At 59.4% G+C, this 18,001-nt stretch carries 15 protein-coding genes; all 15 read right to left on the bottom strand.

Translation table 11 applies throughout. The features are described 5' to 3' along the window. Positions 1-43 precede the first annotated feature (43 nt). Entirely contained in the window at positions 44-838 is a 795-nt protein-coding gene (locus ATN38_RS14990; protein ID WP_054831299.1) for a WecB/TagA/CpsF family glycosyltransferase, read from the bottom strand. Positions 839-843: 5 nt separating this feature from the next. Continuing rightward, positions 844-2,010, bottom strand: coding sequence for a glycosyltransferase family 4 protein (locus tag ATN38_RS14985; protein WP_218748180.1), 1,167 nt, complete (start codon positions 2,008-2,010; stop codon positions 844-846). Then, positions 2,007-2,903 (bottom strand): glycosyltransferase family 2 protein, encoded by an 897-nt coding sequence (locus ATN38_RS14980; RefSeq protein ID WP_218748179.1) that lies wholly within the window; start codon positions 2,901-2,903, stop codon positions 2,007-2,009. The genes ATN38_RS14985 and ATN38_RS14980 overlap by 4 nt, the downstream gene beginning before the upstream one ends. After that, entirely contained in the window at positions 2,900-4,111 is a 1,212-nt protein-coding gene (locus ATN38_RS14975) for a hypothetical protein (protein WP_218748178.1), read from the bottom strand. The genes ATN38_RS14980 and ATN38_RS14975 overlap by 4 nt, the downstream gene beginning before the upstream one ends. Beyond that, complete coding sequence (locus ATN38_RS14970) at positions 4,108-5,319, bottom strand: glycosyltransferase family 4 protein (protein WP_054825804.1); 1,212 nt, start codon at positions 5,317-5,319, stop codon at positions 4,108-4,110. Before ATN38_RS14970 ends, ATN38_RS14975 begins: the two co-directional genes overlap by 4 nt. A gap of 1 nt (position 5,320) precedes the next feature. Next, positions 5,321-6,646, bottom strand: a complete 1,326-nt coding sequence (locus ATN38_RS14965; RefSeq protein WP_218748177.1) for an O-antigen ligase — start codon at positions 6,644-6,646, stop codon at positions 5,321-5,323. Then, complete coding sequence (locus ATN38_RS14960; protein WP_218748176.1) at positions 6,633-8,156, bottom strand: sugar transferase; 1,524 nt, start codon at positions 8,154-8,156, stop codon at positions 6,633-6,635. The genes ATN38_RS14965 and ATN38_RS14960 overlap by 14 nt, the downstream gene beginning before the upstream one ends. Before the next feature lie 875 nt (positions 8,157-9,031). After that, complete coding sequence (locus ATN38_RS32785; protein ID WP_232508989.1) at positions 9,032-9,334, bottom strand: GNAT family N-acetyltransferase; 303 nt, start codon at positions 9,332-9,334, stop codon at positions 9,032-9,034. A 417-nt stretch (positions 9,335-9,751) separates the two neighbouring features. Then, positions 9,752-11,197, bottom strand: coding sequence for a polysaccharide biosynthesis tyrosine autokinase (locus ATN38_RS14950; protein ID WP_007726623.1), 1,446 nt, complete (start codon positions 11,195-11,197; stop codon positions 9,752-9,754). A 639-nt stretch (positions 11,198-11,836) separates the two neighbouring features. Beyond that, positions 11,837-13,162, bottom strand: a complete 1,326-nt coding sequence (locus tag ATN38_RS14945; RefSeq protein WP_007726621.1) for a UDP-glucose/GDP-mannose dehydrogenase family protein — start codon at positions 13,160-13,162, stop codon at positions 11,837-11,839. Positions 13,163-13,214: 52 nt separating this feature from the next. Continuing rightward, the gene (locus ATN38_RS14940) at positions 13,215-14,183 is read right to left on the bottom strand and encodes a GDP-L-fucose synthase (RefSeq protein WP_007726619.1); all 969 of its coding nucleotides are present in this window, start codon (positions 14,181-14,183) and stop codon (positions 13,215-13,217) included. Then, positions 14,180-15,211, bottom strand: coding sequence for a GDP-mannose 4,6-dehydratase (gmd, locus tag ATN38_RS14935; RefSeq protein ID WP_003943737.1), 1,032 nt, complete (start codon positions 15,209-15,211; stop codon positions 14,180-14,182). The genes ATN38_RS14940 and gmd overlap by 4 nt, the downstream gene beginning before the upstream one ends. Positions 15,212-15,257: 46 nt before the next feature. Next, on the bottom strand, positions 15,258-16,442 hold the full coding sequence (locus ATN38_RS14930; RefSeq protein WP_228401970.1) for a polysaccharide biosynthesis protein: 1,185 nt from the start codon (positions 16,440-16,442) through the stop codon (positions 15,258-15,260). 164 nt (positions 16,443-16,606) lie between these two features. Continuing rightward, positions 16,607-17,533, bottom strand: coding sequence for a glycosyltransferase family 2 protein (locus ATN38_RS14925; protein ID WP_065456019.1), 927 nt, complete (start codon positions 17,531-17,533; stop codon positions 16,607-16,609). Further along, positions 17,523-17,855 carry a hypothetical protein gene (locus tag ATN38_RS33205; protein ID WP_228232624.1) on the bottom strand — a complete coding sequence of 111 codons (333 nt, stop codon included), beginning with the start codon at positions 17,853-17,855 and terminating at the stop codon, positions 17,523-17,525. The genes ATN38_RS14925 and ATN38_RS33205 overlap by 11 nt, the downstream gene beginning before the upstream one ends. Positions 17,856-18,001: the final 146 nt, after the last annotated feature.

Here is an 18,001-nt window from a genome sequence, read left to right as displayed (position 1 = left end):
GTGGTCCGTAGTCCTCCGAATCGCTCGGTAGTCTTGATCTCGCTCATGCGCGTCCCCCCAAACGGCCGAAGACTTTTCGTATGTCACGTGATGCCAGCCGTACGAATGTCGAGTTACCGAACAGGTAGCGCCGCCACAGACGTTTGGGTTCGGATACAAGTCGATACAACCACTCGAAACCCGAGTTCTGGACGAAAGATGGCGCCTCCGAAACAGTTCCGGCCAAGAAGTCGAAGGCCGCGCCGACACCGACGGCCACGTAGTCGGTTCGATCCGCTATCGCCTTCGTGACAAAGTCCTGCTTCGGCGCACCCAGACCGACCCACACGATGTCCGGTGACGTCGGATCGACCTTCGTGATGATGTCGTCGACGAACTCCTCGCTGAACGCGGCAAACGGCGGGGCATATGTGCCGGCCACCTTGATTCCCGGGTATAACTCCTCGACTCGATCCGTCAAGAGATTCAACGTCTCTTCTGTCGTGCCGACAAAATGGTGACGAAGGCTGTAGCGGCGTCCCTTGTCCAGGGTGGCCTCGAAGAACGACGGACCCCGGACTGGTCGAACACCGACGTGATCGGCGGTGCCGCCGATCAGGCGCATCACCCAGCTGACCGGGGTTCCGTCTGCGAAGTTCACACCGGGACCCTTCAAAACCGCGGAGTAGTCGCGATCACTGTGCGCCGCCGACACGCAGTAGGAATTCGACAACCTCACGGAGACTCCGGTTCCGGCTCCCTCTCGTCTGTCGTTGACTACCCAATCGGTAGCTCCCTCGAGATTGGTCGCGGCAAACGGAATGCCACCCACCTCGATGACCTCGAACGGACTGCTCATCTGTCTCACCACTTCTTCGAGTTCGTTTGTCGACGTTCATTGCACTGGCCGTAGCTGCGTGACAAGACTGATGTCAACCGAGATCGAGTCCAATCACGCTGCGGTTCAAAGAAAGAAAGCTCTGTCTCGACAATCGATCGAGCGATACGAGAGGCGAGAGTCGACGCCGGAGCAACCTGGATCGTCACGGCGTTCCTACCTGCCAGTGTCGGCACACCGCCGAGATCCAAACAGACCACCGGCAGGCCCACCGCAGCCGCTTCGGCCGCCACCCAGCCGCCCGAATCGTGCATGCTCGGGAAGAGCAGAGCGGAGGAGGCCCCCATCTCGCTTACCACTTCCGATCTGTCGCGCCATCCGCGAAGCGTGACCTGACCGCGCCGATACGGAAGCGACTTCTCGATCCGCCCGCGGGCGGGTCCCTCCCCGACAAAGGTCATGGACCAATCGGTGCCCAGCTGCTCGAGCGCATCCAGAATCAGGTCGATTCCTTTGTATTGCAACAGTCTTCCTACGAACAAGAGTCTTCGTTTCGGTCTGGGTACCGCTTGCTTCTCGATTCCGTCGTAGTCCAGAACACAATTGGGTTGGACGACGACATTGCGTGCCCGCGGTGCGCCTCGTCCGCTGTCGGAGTTCATCGCGATGAAAGTGTCGACTCGTCCGGACATGAAGATGTGTGTCAGTGACCGAACGGCTTTCGTGGAGCAGGTCCGAACTGCCGTGGTTGCCAGGTACCGCATACCGATGCGCCTGGCGAGCGGCATCGGCGGGTAGGTGTTGCCCCCGGCAGGCCCCCATACCAGTCGTACTCCGCCGGCTCCACCGAACAGCACCGGTGGGGGCAACCAGTCGGAGGCGAACGTTGCATGATGCAGGACGTCGAAGTTTGCCGCTTCACGCCGAACGAACAGTGAAGTGTGCCAGAGCCATCGGAGGTATCGACCGTACGATCCGGCTTCTTCCGCGGGCAAAGTCGCTATTCGCACGACACGAACCTCGCAACCGAGCTGTTCACACTCTGATTCCAATGCGGGAGCCTCACCGGAGCGAGTCACCACCGTGATCGACTCACACAGTTCGGAAGCCGCCGAGAGAAGCGCCCAACCCGCACCGGATTCACTCCCCTGATTCGGATCGCAGGCGTATGCCGTCATCAACAACCGTGTCATCGCGCTACCACCAGCCTCTGTGCGCGCGGCGTCCGAGAATCGCTGCGGCTGAATCGCTCTGAGAACCAACCGATGTTGCGTGCACCGTTGTCGAGAACCACGCGCTTGATCCGTGGACTGATCAAGGCAGCGGGGATCAACGTCGCCGACGCGAGTACGAGCAGAGCGCGTTTGGCACTCTGAGCCGCCAACAGTGGCAGGTCGAGCTGTCCCTGACAGACCGCGAGGATTCGTCCGTTGTTGACATACCGGGCGAAGAGCCAGGAATCCCGACGCCGATCCTCGCCTACGGGTTCGTACGCAAGCGCCTCGTCGCACCACAACAACCGGACACCGCCGGCGCTCATCCTGAGCGTGAACTCGGTGTCCTCGCCGCCAGGTAGATCCCAGTCGTCACTGAAGTTCAAGCCGTTCAAAGCCTTCAGGTCCAACAACAGATTTCCTGCGCCTGCAGACGCAACCGGGGTGCCGGTCGAATGGCGAACGCGAGTGTGCAATGGAAGTTCCGAGGCAGGCAGACCCACCGGAATCACAGGACCGGCCACAGCACCTGCGTCGAAATCTGCTGCGCAGGTGAGGAGATTCGACAGCCAGTCGACATCGACGTACTCGTCGTCGTCGACGAAGACGATGTAACGACGATCTCGTGCACGGGCGAGATCGACGAGCGCACGTCGCGCCGGAGATACCCCGCCGAATCCGAGATGCAGTCGTTCGATCCCGTCGGCAACATACGTCGGCGTGGTGGATTCCGGATCGTTGTCGCCTACTACGACCTGGGCGGAGGCACCGGAAGCCTGGATCGATGCCCGGACGCTGTCGATGCAGACAGCCAGTTCCGATTCACGACGGAAGGTCAGAATCGCCACTACGACGCCGCTGGGATTCTTCATGAGAGGTCAACTTTCGGTCGGGCGTCACGGTTCATCGAAACCAGAAGTGCGACGCTCGCGCTGACGCACGCCGACGCGGCCAATGCTCCTGCGACGGGTACGGCGCGGTCGGTCAGTCCCGCCCCGAGAACGATCAGAAACTGCAGAGGTAACAGCAAGGCGCGAAATCTGTTGAGGTTTCCCGTCTTGTCCACGACGCGGATCGACGTGCCGACTCCCAGCAGAATCCCGTTGAACGCCACCGCCAACCCGCACAGCAGAATGACCGGTATCAAGTTCGGAAAGTGCGACCCGACCAGATGATCCATCAATCGCACTCCCAAGAATCGAATCTCGAGCGTGAGACAGATCAGCGAAACGCAGATGATCGAAACCCAGAAGATTTGCAAGCCCACTCGGCGGCCGAGTGCCATGCACTCGCTCGGGCTCATCGCTTCGACACCACTGCCGAACTTACGCATCAGAATTGGCGAGATGCCCGCGAATATCAAGGACAGCGGACCGAGCAGTGTCTGGGCAGTTCTGATCTCACCGATCATCGAGATCGACGCCACCACAGTGAGTATCAAGAACATCGCCTGCTGCGCAGCTGATCCCATCAATATCTCGATCGCAAACGGCACGGATCTATATCGGTGAGTGCGCGAGTACCTGATCGACGGTACCGGCGGTACCAGACGCATGGATGCGTGACCGAGAGCGAGCGCGACGAAGACACCGACCGTATAGGTCACGAGTGCAAGTGTCAGATTCTCGACCAGGAAAGCTGCAATAAGGACGAACGAGAGTGTCACGATCTGTATCGACACAGAGATCCAACTCGCACCGTCGTGCATCAGCATCGTACGTATCACGTCCAACACCACGAAACCAGCTGCAGCCAAAGCGTATACCGTGAGATTCATCGAGTCCGAGCCGGCGATCAGGAACAGTGCCCACACCGATGTCACCGATACCGCCGCCAGCACGATCGTGGGCGCCAACGCCGGTCCACGCTCGTCGGACCCCGCCCCTCGCGACAGCCAGACGTCGACGCCGATCGCTCTCCCCAGTGCCAGTGCCAACAGACCCGCCGATTGAATCACGGCAACCTGGCCGACTTCGATCGGACCACCGAGTCGTGCCACCGAGGTGAGAACGACAAAAGTGAGGACGCTCGAAAGCCCTTGATCGGCCATGAATGTCACATGCCGAGTGCGATCTTTCACGATCTCACCTCGTCGATGAGCTCACGCATCGACGTCGCCGCTTTGCGCGATGTGAAGCGATTCGAGTAGTGACGATAAGCGGATCTGCGTATCGCCGATCGATCGTCCGCTCCGAAGATTCGATCGAGTGCCTCGCGTATCGACGACTCTTCCAAGGTATGGAGAGGCGTTCCGCCCGGTCCGACGATGTCCGCGAGTGCACCGTTGGTTGCGTAGATGACCGGGGTGCCAACCGACATCGATTCGATCGCAACGCGTCCGAACGGTTCTGCCCATTGAGACGGCACCACGGACGCCGCACTGTCGCGAAGTATCTCGATCACATCTTCGTGCGAAGTGAATCCGGCCAGCGTGACGTTGTCGAGAGCTGCGCTTATGCTGGAGATCTCGCCGTACTGCGGTCCGTCACCGAGAACTGTGAGCGAGGGACTTCCAGCGCCCTGCGGCCAGTTGCGCACCAAATCCAGGACGCCCTTCTCCGGTGTCAGTCGGCTGACGCACACAACCGAATCAGTGCTCCGAAACTCGGGTTCATTTTCTTCGAATCCGAAGTTCGGACGAACCACGACGCGGCCAGAACTGATCAGTCGTCCTTCGACCAGACGTGCTGTCATCGCGCTCGTTGCGACGAACCTGTGCTGCTTCCACCCAAAGACGCTCAGCTTGACCGCCGTAGCGCTCAGGTAGCAGACAAGGCTCTGCAGTCGGCTGTTTCCGTAGCATCCGTTGCGGACACAACTCGTGAAGTATTTGGTGGAACCGCATTCGGTGCACGTGCCATCTGCGCGCAACTTGGCTGACGGTGTGGCGAGGCGATAGTTCCGAACCGCCTGCAACGTAGGAATTGCGGCGGCTCTTGCGGCCACGAGCAACGAAGCCGAGAACGCCGGCCAGAGATTGTTCACGTAGATGACGTCGGGGCGCTCCGAACGGATGATGCGCAACGCATCGACGAGTACGCGAGGACTGAACACTGCGGTGACTGCCGCCCACGGTCCCCGGGAGATCTTGGAATTCTCGGTGGTGCACTGAACCGTCTCGTATCCGATCGATTTCAGGAGCTTGGATTCGTTGGCGAAGCTCTGCTCCTCACCACCCGGATTCCGATAGATCGCATGGAACATCAAGGCTTTCGGCGGCGTGAATCCACCGGCGGACGTCGGGTTCACTTCAGGCTTCGAACGCGCTACATCGAACGACTTGTACATCTCAGTGACCTCCTCTTCGCTCCGGAGCGAACCTGTACGCGTCGTTCTTGTCGGCACGAACCCCACGGATCGACAACTCGGCGTTGCCCGCACTGTGAGAGCGGTGGGTCGAGGGTCCGTACGGCGCCAGGAAGACCCATGCGATCAGCCACATGGCGCCGAAGAAGAGCGTCGACTCCGTCAAGTCCATCGAGAAGACGAGAACCATGATCGCGACGACGGCGATGTACTCCGTTCTGCTGCGGGCTCGCCCGAGCGCCGTGCTCAGAAGCAGGTAATAGCCGGCCAACAGCAGCAGGAATCCGATCCAACCGATCTGCAGCCGAATGTCGAGCATTCCGTTGTGTGCGCTGGTCGCCGGAAAGGACAGCTTTGACCGAATCATCTGCCCCACTGCACTGTCCGGCGCCCACACCGAGCCGAAGCCCCATCCGAGCAGAGGCCGCTGTTCGGCGTAGTAGTCGGATACCGTCCAGAGATGTAACCGGCCGGTCAGCGTGACATCTCGCGAGAGTAGCGCCGCGACATCGGGTCCGAGCACCTTCATCGCGCCGGACACCCCGAGGTACAGGCCGATGATCACAGTCGAGGCGAGGTGAGCGTTCGGTGTCCGTCGAAAGCACCTCAGAGCAAGCATTGTCGCCAGCGCAATCCCCGCAGCGACGAGACCGGTCTGGCTCCGGGCCTCGAACAACACGATGCCGGCGACAGCCATCGCCGCCACCCACGGAATACGCTTGACGTCGGGAAGCATGAGCATGACACCGACAAGTACAACTTCGATGGCAGCCATTCGTCCCAAAGTGTTCTTGTGCGTGAAGATTCCGCGATAAGCAACGGCGCGGGTGTCCACGTCGATGCCAGTCGAAGGATCGAGGAACACGACCATCAGCGACAGCACGAGAAGTACCAGCAAGGTGAGGGCAACAGTCCGCACTCGCACCGCGAAGGTCAACTCACGGGCGACGATGATTCCCGTGATCGCCAGGCACACGACGACGATGCCGGCGACGGCGGAGTTCCGGGGCAGTGTCGACCAGTACCAGCTGGTTGCCGGGACGCCGGCCGAGATCATAAGCGTGAAGACAGGCCACGTCGTATTGCGTGAGTATCGCCGGTCGAGGAAGTAGACCAACGCAAGTGTCGCCGAAAGAACGGCCGAACCGTGTACGAGCAACGATCCGAGCGCTGTCCTCTGCGTGTACGCCTGAAAGGCTCCGCTCGCGCCGATGACCGCGATCACCAATGCCGTTCGCAAGATCAGCGGATTGTTCGGTGCCTCATTTTCGCAAGGCGCCGGTACCGCCTTCTTGTCAGTAGGCGCCATCACTTCCCACCACCGCCTTGAGCGTCTTCGCGACGATCATGACGTCACCCATCATCGACCAGTTGTCGACGTAGGAAAGATCCAGGCGGACAGTGTCTTCCCACGAAAGATCAGAACGTCCGCTGACCTGCCACAGGCCGGTGACACCGGGCTTGACCAGTAGCCGACGACTGACCGCACCGTCGTACATCTCGACCTCGCGCCGAAGCGGTGGCCGCGGGCCTACAACGCTCATCTCACGCCGGAGGACATTGACGAACTGGGGCAACTCGTCGATCGAGTATCGGCGCATGAATCGACCGACCGTCGTCACACGCGGATCGTCTCGCATCTTGAAAAGCACTCCGGCGCCTTCGTTCTCCTTCATCAGCGCCGTGACCTGTGAATCCGCATTCTGGACCATCGAGCGGAACTTGAGCATGGGGAACGGCTGACCGTCCAACCCCATCCGCTCGGACTTGTACAGAACCGGCCCCTTGCTCGTGAGCTTGACGGCGATCGCAGCCGCCAGTAGCACCGGACTGATCACGGCGAGTACCACGGTTGAGAAGACGATGTCGAAGGTCGTCTTCGTGAACTTCTGCGCGCCGTGATAGCGCGGACGCTCGACATGGATCAGCGGAAATCCAGCGACCGGGCGCATCGAGAGCCTCGGCCCGGACACATCCAGAATCCCTGGTGCAACAACAAGGTCCACATGATCGCGCTCGAGATCCCAGGCCAACGTGCGCAGCCTTTCCGGTCCGAACCGCTCCGACGCCGTCACTGCCACCGTGTCGGCACCGACCTGTTCGATTGCGTTCGTGACACTGTGCTCGTCTCCGAGCACCGGAATGTCCCGACCGTTCACTGTGACAACTTCGCCCACGTCTCCTCCGTAGCCGGGTACGCAGACTCCGACAACTCGGTATCCATGGGCATCGTCGCGCTCGAGGTTGCGTGCAAGATCGACAACCGCCCCTCGCACACCGACCACAAGTACGGCAGTTCGAAATTCACCTCGGGCTCGCTCACGAGCAATCACCCGTCGCCAGATCCAACGACTCGCGATCAAGGCGGTCAATCCCATCGGAAACGCCACGGCAAGGTACAGGCGCGCGATCTCCAGGTGAAGGAGAAGGCTGGCGATCGCAATCAGTCCGAACAGGCGGAGCGTTCCGACAGCGATCAATCGGTACTCTTCAGGGCCGCTTCCGATCACGCGAGGAGATCTGGTCCGAAATACCCTCAGTACGGCAAACCAGCCGATAATCAGGGCGAAAGACAGTGCGGTGTAGCTGAAATGGCCGAATGCTTCACCGTCGACGATATCCGCGTCGCTACCGAATCGCCACCATTGAGCCAGAAACACAACTGCCGCAACGATGATCGTGTCGGTGATCGCCAGACGACGAAGATACGCAGATTGCCATTTCCTGCGTGCGGAAACTCCACCGGCCCTCTCCGGCGTTACTCGTCGGTGTTGTTGTGGCCGCTCTTTCGTGGGCGCGGCCATCTCGAGAACCGTCATGTGTTCAGAAACCTTTCCCCATGCACAGAATTCGGCCTGAAGATGTTCACCGGCCGAGGTCCATCGGACCGCCTTGCCGATTCCCGAAACTTCGACAGCGAAGCAACTGCTCCGCATTGCTGCGTTCAGTGCGAATGGTCGCATTACGTGCGCCTTGCAGTTAACCCGGCGACTATTGTCAGGCCTCGGCCCAACTGTCGATTATTGCGGCATTGCCGCAGCTCACACCCCGTGATTGATGCAGAGTCCACTAACAACCCAAACACAGGACGATCGGCGATTTCTCCTCGCCCGCTGACGTCGCCGGCCTCGATATTGCCAGGACTCACATCTTGGCAACTCTTCGGCTAGCTGGTCAGTACCAGTGAGGAGTTTGCCACATTCCGGACAGCGTGGCAATAGCGCTTTCCGAAGTTCTTCCCGACGCCAGCATTGACGTCAGTTATTCACCCTCCGACAAGAAGGAGTGAACATTGCTCACCATTACCATTGCGTACCTATAGTTTTCATCGCCTAGCCCATTTGGGCTCCGCGTTTGGACGAAAACCAGCACGCGGTTGGTAAACACTCTGCAATCCATACTTTGATGCGCTCAGCGTCGACTCAGCCCTGGACGATTGTTCGACACTTCGCCTCTGGGCGTCTTACCTACTCCTGGCCGGCATTGCGCGAACCTACGATCAGGCGACACCGAGAATTCAGACATGCAAAAGGAGGAGTGTGGACCGCCAGCGATCGCCGGTGATGTCCTGAAATAGTTGCAGCACAGCCCAATTAGGGACATGCGAGTTGCGCAGCCGCTCGGCTGCAAAGCGGGGCGACCGCTACCGATGGCTATGGCTATGGCCATGGCAAACGTGTGTGGCCGTGTAGGGTCAACGGACGCTCGACACGCTCGTTCGCACCCAGTAGCGGAGCGTGTCTCTCGAACAACCGACATTGCGGGACAACTGATCAGCTGGGCGCACGCTCTCGAGTAAACCCCCGCACGCTTCGATTGCCTTACGCGAAACCGGGTTCCTTTCGTCGCAGGTAACCAGGACGCGACTGAGCCCCACCGGGTCGCCGACATACGCGAGCACCTCACCCAGAGCAGTCGACGCTATCCCTTTCCGGCCCTCCGACCGACGGACCCCGTGGCCGATATGGCCACCGACATCGGCCAAGAACTCGTTCATGCTGAGTCGCAGCTGGCCGACAACCCCCGCACCCGCTGTCCAAATCCATCGAGGGATGCCAGATCGACATCTAGGCGTTGCGAAACTCTCGAGGCCGAATCGGGCTGGTCCGCCTGCAGTCCGCCACACTCGCTACGCGATTCCAACCAAGACGCCCACAAGGCCTCGTCGGTCGCAACCAGATCGACAGTCATAGAGGCACCGGTCAAGCAGGGACAGCTGAGACCGCAGCGTCACATCCCGCATGCCCGTGCCTACCCGATTACTGCGACGGCCGATGAACCTGCATTCCGGCAGTGCGCGTCGCAGACTCAGAGGACCCGACTGGAGATTGCGTCCGATTCACCACACAGAGAAGGGCCCCCGAGCATTGCTCGAGGGCCCTATGAGGCGTCGGGATTTTAAAGTACGACCAGGTCAGATGACTGTCGACGTGACCTTTCGTTCGCCGACTGGATTGCTGTCCACGGAACCTTCCACGGCCACGTCAGCGACAACCGGATCGGAATCGTAGTAGTACTTGTACTCGTAGACACCACGACCGTTCAGCGGGGTCATCGTGATGACAGTACCGAGAATCGTCGCGCCCACACTGTGGAGATTGCCGACCGCCCTGCTCAGCTGTTCCCTCTTCGTCGTGCCGTGACGAGCAATCACTAGCGCACCGTCCGCCAGCGCTGAAAGAACTGCAGCATCCGTAACCGGAAGCAACGGCGAGGCGTCGATGATGACGTAGTCGAACCTTCTGCGGAGATCGGTAAAGACCGCATGGGCAGTGTCAGTGCCCAGAAGTTCGCTCGGGTTCGGGGGAATCGGACCTGAGGCAAGAACCGTCAGGTCAGCATTGCTCGTGACTTGAAGTACGTCGTCGAGATCTGCTTGCCCGGCCAGGACCGAGCTCAGACCAACGCTTCCGATAAGTCCCAGATACTTCGAAACGCGAGGCTTACGGAGGTCACCTTCGACGAGACACACCTTCTTGCCTGCCTCGGCCAACACGAGTGCGATGTTCACCGCAGTCGTGGTCTTTCCCTCGGAGGGAAGAGAACTCGTAACGACGATGACACTCGGTGGGCGATCCACGGCCAGGAACTGCAGATTGGTTCGCAGCTCGCGGTACGCCTCGGCACTTGCGGAGTTGCCCTCGTGGAAGTTGATCGCTTGATGAACTTCGCGTTCCTTGTCGAACGGAATTGTTCCCACCATCGCCGCGCCGGCGATGTCTTCGACCACCTTGCGCTCTTTGACGGTGTTGTCCAGGCGATCACGCACCACAGCCAACCCGATCCCCAGCAGAAGCCCGATCGCGGCACCGAGCGCCACGTTCCGCGAAGTCTTCGGCGACACCGGTTCCGCGGGAGTTTGTGCTCGCTGTTCGACAACGACGCGCGCAGGTGCTGTGCCACCATTTGCGGGCGTACCCAGATCTTTGACCATCACGACAAACTCGTCCGAGAGCGCATTTGCGATTTCACGTGCCAGTTCAGGCGACGCATCTTGCACGCTCAAATCGAGCAGTACTGTATCCGGCGCCGATGTGGCGGTCACCTTGGACGAAATCTCCGCAGCGGAAAGCCCGCCGAGTCGATCGGGCCCGACTGAATCGATCGTTCTCTGTGCCAGTGTCTCGCCGGTAAGGAGCTTGGCGTAGGAAGTGACCAACTGCTGTGAGAGCTGGTTACCTTGGTAAGCCTCGTTCACGGTTGTTCCGGTAGAAGTCGACACGAACAGGCGCGTGGAAGCCTGGTAGATCGGCGTGGCAATCAACGAGGCGCCCAATGCGCCCAAGATCACGACCACAGTGACGACAGCGACTATCTTCCACCGTGCCTGCAAAATCTTCAGGTAGTCCCGTACATCCATCGTCGAATCTCCTTCGGCTCGAACACGTATCACGTCTTCGAGTAGTAATCGACAGCCGCTGTCGAGCCGCTGCACTCAATGCAGGCTGAACGAGGCAGCCAATCTTCTATCGCGTGTCCCTGCGTCACAGCGCGAGGTATTTGCCGAAACAGCCAAGGGGGAGAGGCCTTCACGGCATCTCACACATCTCACTTCCTGGCCGATGCATGATCGGGAAGTGGCGAACACGCGACACTGACAAACCCGCGACACTGACATCGGGCCCACTCACACATCGCGCAGAGCAGACACAACGTGCAGCCAGGCTGAACTCTACTGCGTCATTGGTCTTTTCACCACCGCAACGGAGCCTCGAAACTTCCTAGACATCGTCAGTCGACTGTGCCGACCATGAAAGGGTCACATACCACAGCGGGCCGTAGGACCAACGTCCGTCGACGACCAACTACGCAACTTGCCGCCGGAAGTTGATGCATACCAACCGAACAAGGCAACATGCCCCTCACCCTGTGATGCACGAGCGGCTATCCCAGCATCTCCCCCGGCCACAGCTCGCTCGCTGACGGACTTTGGTCCCGGGCACACGGCCACTTCCCCTCGATGCCTACAACACCCACCCTCCGTGAAGGTTTCACCGGTTTACGGCCTTCCGAGACCTCGGTAGGTCCACCCTGCGTCGCGCCAGGTGGTCGGTTCCAGACAGTTACGTCCGTCGATGATGACCTTCTTGCGGACGACAGGTTCGAGGTCAGACGGCAACAACTTTCGAAACTCGGCCCACTCGGTCAGAACCAAGACGACATCAGCGCCTGCACACGCTTCAAGTGCGCTCGAAGTGTAAGTGAGGGTGGGGAACAACGCCTTCGAGTTTCCCATCGCCTTCGGGTCATAGACATTGACGGCAGCGCCTTGCAGCTGAATCTGCCCGGCAACGTTCAGCGCAGGTGAGTCGCGCACGTCGTCGGAGTCAGGCTTGAAGGCTGCACCGAGAACCGCCACATTGGCTCCGAGTAGAGAACCACACGCTTCTCGAGCCAGTTCGACCATCCGAGTACGACGACGCATGTTGATATTGTCGACTTCGCGTAGGAATGTGAGTGCTTGATCTGCTCCCAGCTCACCAGCACGTGCCATGAAAGCACGGATGTCCTTCGGTAAGCAGCCCCCACCGAAACCGATTCCGGCGTTGAGGAATCGCCTACCAATTCTCTCGTCATGGCCGATGGCATCGGCAAGAACGGTCACATCCGCACCTGAAGCCTCGCACACCTCCGAGATCGCATTGATGAACGAGATCTTCGTTGCCAGAAATGCATTGGCTGATGCTTTGACCAACTCCGAAGTCGCAAGGTCGGTCACAACAAAGGGAATACCTTCGTTCAAGAGTTGCTCGTACACTTCACGCGCAATCGATTCCGCACGTCCGGGTCGATTGCGGTCGACCCCGAGCACAAGCCGGTCCGGGTGAAGCGTGTCTTTCACCGCGTAGCCTTCCCGGAGAAATTCCGGGTTCCACGCCACCTCCACGTCTTGTCCGGCAGGCGCCAGTTCCCGTGCCCGCGCACCCAATCGCTCTGCTGTACCGACTGGCACAGTTGATTTCCCGAAGATTACGGTCGGCCTGGTCAAGAGGGGTGCGAGTGTCTCGATCACCGAATCGACAAAACGCATGTCGGCCGCGAACTCCCCCTTCTTCTGCGGCGTACCGACGCCGAGGAAGTGGATGTCGGCGAACTCTGCGGCCTCCTCGTAGGAAGCCGTGAATCGAAGACGTCCCGCGGCTATGTTGCGGCGCAGTACTTCCTCGAGTCCCGGTTCGTAGAAAGGAACCTCCCCAGCTTCGAGCATAGCGAGCTTGTTCGGATCAACATCCACCCCGAGAACCTCGTGACCCAACTCGGCCATGCAAGCTGCGTGTGTCGCCCCGAGGTAGCCTGTGCCGAATACCGCAATACGAGAAGTCATAACGATGTCTGCCTGTCGAAGTCGAGTTTACGTCGAATAATGCTGTAGTACTTCATGTCCTGATCGAATCGACGTTCTGTCGATACCACTCCACGGTCGATGCGATCCCCGCACGAAGATCAATCCTGGGCTGCCACCCCAAATCTCGAAGCTTCCCGATGTCAAGCAACTTCCGCGGCGTCCCGTCAGGTTTCGAATGATCCCATTCGATCTCGCCGTCGAACCCGATCTCGTCCGCCACGATCGCAGAGATCTCCGCGATGCTCTGGTCCTCGCCTGTACCAACATTGACGTGTTCTGCTCCGTCATAGTGGTCGAGCAAATGAAGGCAGGCATCCGCCATGTCGTCGACGTGGAGAAACTCGCGCCTCGGCGTCCCGCTGCCCCAGTTCACGACTGAAGCAGCTCCATCACGGCGCGCGTCGTCGAAGCGTCTGATGAGGGCTGGCAGCACATGAGAGCCCTTGGCAGAGAAGTTGTCACCCGGGCCGTAGAGATTGGTCGGCATCGCGGAGATCCACGGACGCCCGAACTGCTTTCGAACAGCCTGTACCTGCAGGATTCCCGCGATCTTGGCGATGGCATATGCATCGTTCGTCGGTTCCAAATGACCGGTCAGCAAATATTCTTCGCGAATCGGTTGAGGAGCGAATTTCGGGTAGATGCAGGATGATCCGAGGAACAGCAGGCGATCTACGTCGAACTCGGCCGCCGCGTCCATCACGTTCACCTGGATGCGAAGGTTGTCGGAGATGAAGTCCACCGGCAGTGTGCTGTTCGCCAGTATCCCGCCCACCTTGGCTGCCGCGAGGACCACGTTCTTCGGCCTCTCGGCGGCGAAGAACTCGAACACGGCACCGCGGTCGCGAAGATCGAGTTCGGCGGACGTGCGACCGACAAGGCGATTGAAACCGTCGGCCTCCAAACGACGCCAGATCGCTGAACCCACGAGTCCACGATGGCCCGCGACGTACACCGCATCGTTCCGATCGAGGGACTTCTGCGCGTACTCCCCCGTCATCGGGCATGCTCCCAATCCACCAGGTTCGGGCGGTCGATCCAGGGCTTGCCCTCACACTTCAGAGCCTCGATGTCCGCATCGACCATGATTCGAGCCAGCTCGGGGGTATGTACAGTCGCCTTCCAGCCGAGCTTCTGCTCCGCCTTACCTGCATCTCCGATCAACGCGTCTACTTCCGTCGGCCGCAGATAGCGCTCGTCGAAGCGCACATGATCTTCCCAGTTCAGACCCGCGTGCTCGAAGGCCACCGTCAGGAAATCCTTGACCGAGTAGTTACCGCCTGTCGCGAGCACGTAATCGTCCGGCTCGTCGGCCTGAAGCATCCTCCACATTCCCTCCACGTACTCCGGCGCGTAGCCCCAGTCGCGGATTGCATCGAGATTACCCATGTACAAATCGTTTTCCAGGCCGGCCTTGATCCGCGCCACCGCTCGCGTGATCTTGCGAGTTACGAATGTTTCGCCTCGCCGCGGAGATTCGTGGTTGAACAGAATTCCGTTCACGGCAAAGATCCCGTACGCCTCGCGGTAGTTCTTGGTGATCCAGTACGAGTACACCTTCGCCGCACCGTACGGCGATCGCGGATAGAAGGGAGTCTGCTCGTCCTGCGGAGGCGGTGTCGCACCGAACATCTCGGAGCTGGACGCCTGGTAGAACCTGCATTCGAGACCAGCCATCCGGACTGCTTCGAGCAGCCTGATCGACCCGATTCCCGTCGTGTCACCGGTATGTTCGGGCTCGTCGAAACTTACCCGTACATGGGACTGCGCTGCGAGGTTGTAGACCTCGTCCGGGCGTATCTGTGCGAGAAGAGTGACCAAACGCGCCCCGTCGCTGAGATCTCCGTAATGAAGGAACAGTTTTGCATCCGGCGTGTGGGGATCCACATACATGTGATCGATTCGAGCTGTATTGAACGTGGACGATCTACGAATAAGTCCGTGGACCTCGTATCCCTTGCCCAGCAACAACTCCGCGAGATAGGAGCCGTCTTGACCGGTGATGCCTGTGATCAGTGCCTTCTTCATTTCTCTCCTTCATGTATGTGCGACTTCACGATTTTCGGGCAGCTATTCACACGGTCACGCCTGCCTCCACCGCCTTCTCCATGCTTGAAATTCGCCGAACCGAAATATAGATACACGGAATAACCTGGAGTACAACCATTCCTGCGGATAGTCCCAAGTAGAGTGCGGCGGCTCCGAGTTCAGGAATCAGGGATATTGCCAATACCATTCCGACGAGGCCGCTCAGCCAGACACAGAGGACTTGCAACCATAGTCCTCGCGGGTCCATGAGGAACATCGCCGCCGGCTGATGCACCGAAACAACAAGGATGTAAACACTTCCGGCCAAAACGGTTGCCAGCGGGACGACAAGACTTCCACCCGAGACAAACCGAATTCCCGGATAGCTGATGACGACCAGAGCAAGCGCAAATACGGCGCCCACAGTGCCGAGAAGTACTATATGCTGGGCGAATTCACGCACCCGAAGTGTCCCGATTCGGTATCGCTCGCGATATCTTGACCACAAGTTCTGGCCCATCACTCCCAAGATAGCCAGCAGGGGTCCAGCGAATTGCGCCACCACCGAATATTGTGCGACGTCTTCGACCGTTCCAAAAGTGGAGATCAGCAACCTATGGCTCTGGAACCCGACAACCATGCCGATCGATATGAGAAAAAACGGAACCGCCGTTTCAGCTATGCGAACTCGCACCGGGCTTGTAAGACGCCAGCCGATCAACGAACCCTCATCGCCGGAAATCGATCGAAGCGCGAGAGCAAGGGTAAGAAATCCGACGGCGAGGTAGCCTGCGCACGGTGCCAGAACAAACAGGTAGGCCGGCGCCTGAGTAGTCCAACAAACCCCTATCACGATCAGTTGAATGATCGGACCGATCAACGCTGCGGTAACGACAACGCGCATCTTTCCGCAACCCTGCAGGATGCGTGACCCCAAACCCAATGGAATACCAACTGCCGCAGATACAATCACTACTGTGGCCAGCGCCGACGCATGATCCATCTCACCGACTGCGCCTAGAACTGGCACCCACAGCCCCATCTGATAGAACAGGAACGCGAGGCTTGCGACAGCGAGGGATACCAGAACGGTGACCAGACTCGCCCGCCGAAAATGGGATTGGAACGACATCCGATCGAGTGCACCACTTCGGTAATCTGCTGTCGCGTTCACCATGGTCGCGCCGATACCGAAGTCCGCGAAGGGAAGTAGATTCAACATGGACGCCATCAGCGCATAGAAGGCGTAGTACTCGACGCCGTAGTCCCGAGACAGAATTGCTATTACGGCGAAGTTCGCGCAAGCGCCGGCCAGCAGACCTACCAGTCGAAAGAACCCGGTCCCGCCCAGGTCGATCGACTTCGCCGACCTCACGTATGAGCTGACCACTGTGTTCACCCTCGTGTCTCCGAGGTTCCAGCGCCAGACACGATTGTGGACTGCTTCAGACCGCTGTCGCCGATCCGAGCGAGTACCTTGTAGCACGCGGCAACTGCTACCTTCACGCAACCCCGCCAGTACAAACCTTGCGCGAACGACGCTCGTCCCATGCGTGCGTTCGCAGCTGCGGCAACCGCCGATGCGCTCATCAGCCGAACTGGGATCCCCAGATGTCGCGCGTAGTGCCCCCTGATCGATTCCTTGCACAACAGCGATTTCTCAGGAGAACCAATGGATTTGCCTGCGTACATCGAATACACGAGGGAAACGGTGTTGTGTTGAACGACTCGGCCGACGACGGATAGACGAATGAACATTTCGTAGTCGTCGGCGTAACGCTCGACGATCTCCGGTACGTCCAGCGCAATCGCTGCTTCGTAATCGGCACGCCGAACCAGCGCCGCTCCCGGTGGAAACGGACCATACCCTTGTGTCAACAGGGTTCGAGTATTGATCTCGGAGTACGACTGATTGTTCAACCGACTACGCCCACGTGGGAGACTCGCCATCACACGTCCAGCGACGACTGCGCAGTCCGCCTGCGCAGAGAGAATACCCAAGGACTCGTGAATGCCGGGTGCGACCAGAAGATCATCCGCGTCCAGGAACACGATGTACGGTGCCGTGACGAGCGTGGCCCCCCGTCGTCTCGCGAGGTATGCACCCGCATTTGGCTGCGTCAGGACACGTATATCGTGGGCGCGACATAACGCGGCGGTACTGTCTGTGGATCCGTCGTCCACCACGATGACTTCCGAAGCGCCCGCATTGTGCGCGCTCTCGATTGACGCCAAAAGTGTGGCTTCCGCGTTGAAAGCTGGTATGACAACTGCGAATTCCGCACTTGATTGCGTTGTGGGTTCCAAATAGTCATCGGACACGAGGAGTCACCCCTGCTAGAACTCGTCTTTGAACACGGTCGGTTTTTGCGAGAAGCGCAACCCCCAAGGACACCGCATAATCGAGCCACTGCGCCCTGAAGACTGTGATTCCGGTCAGGGCGCGTGATCGCCGCATGTCCCGGTAATGATCCATCATGCCCCGCACCGAACCAGCGCCGGCCGAATCAAAGTCACAGAAGAACTCGGTCCACACCCGCGGTTGCGATCGGACCGCCATCTTCAACAGATACAGTTGGTCGGCACTGAGTCCGAATTCGGTATCGTAACCGCCGATCTCAACATGCAGCGACTTCTCGATCACACATGCTTGATGGGGAATGATGTTTCCACCTAGCGCGAATCGGGACAGACTGAACGGGACGCGGCCACCGATTCCGATGGAACTTCCGGAGTCGTGGATGTTGCTCAGCCCGTAACCCCACCGCCAAGAGACGCCCCCTCCTTGAT

Origin of the sequence: Rhodococcus sp. FH8, assembly GCF_019266085.1 — a bacterium.
In the GTDB taxonomy this organism is placed as follows: Bacteria; Actinomycetota; Actinomycetes; order Mycobacteriales; family Mycobacteriaceae; genus Rhodococcus_F; species Rhodococcus_F qingshengii.
This window is presented reverse-complemented; position numbering and strand designations above follow the sequence as displayed.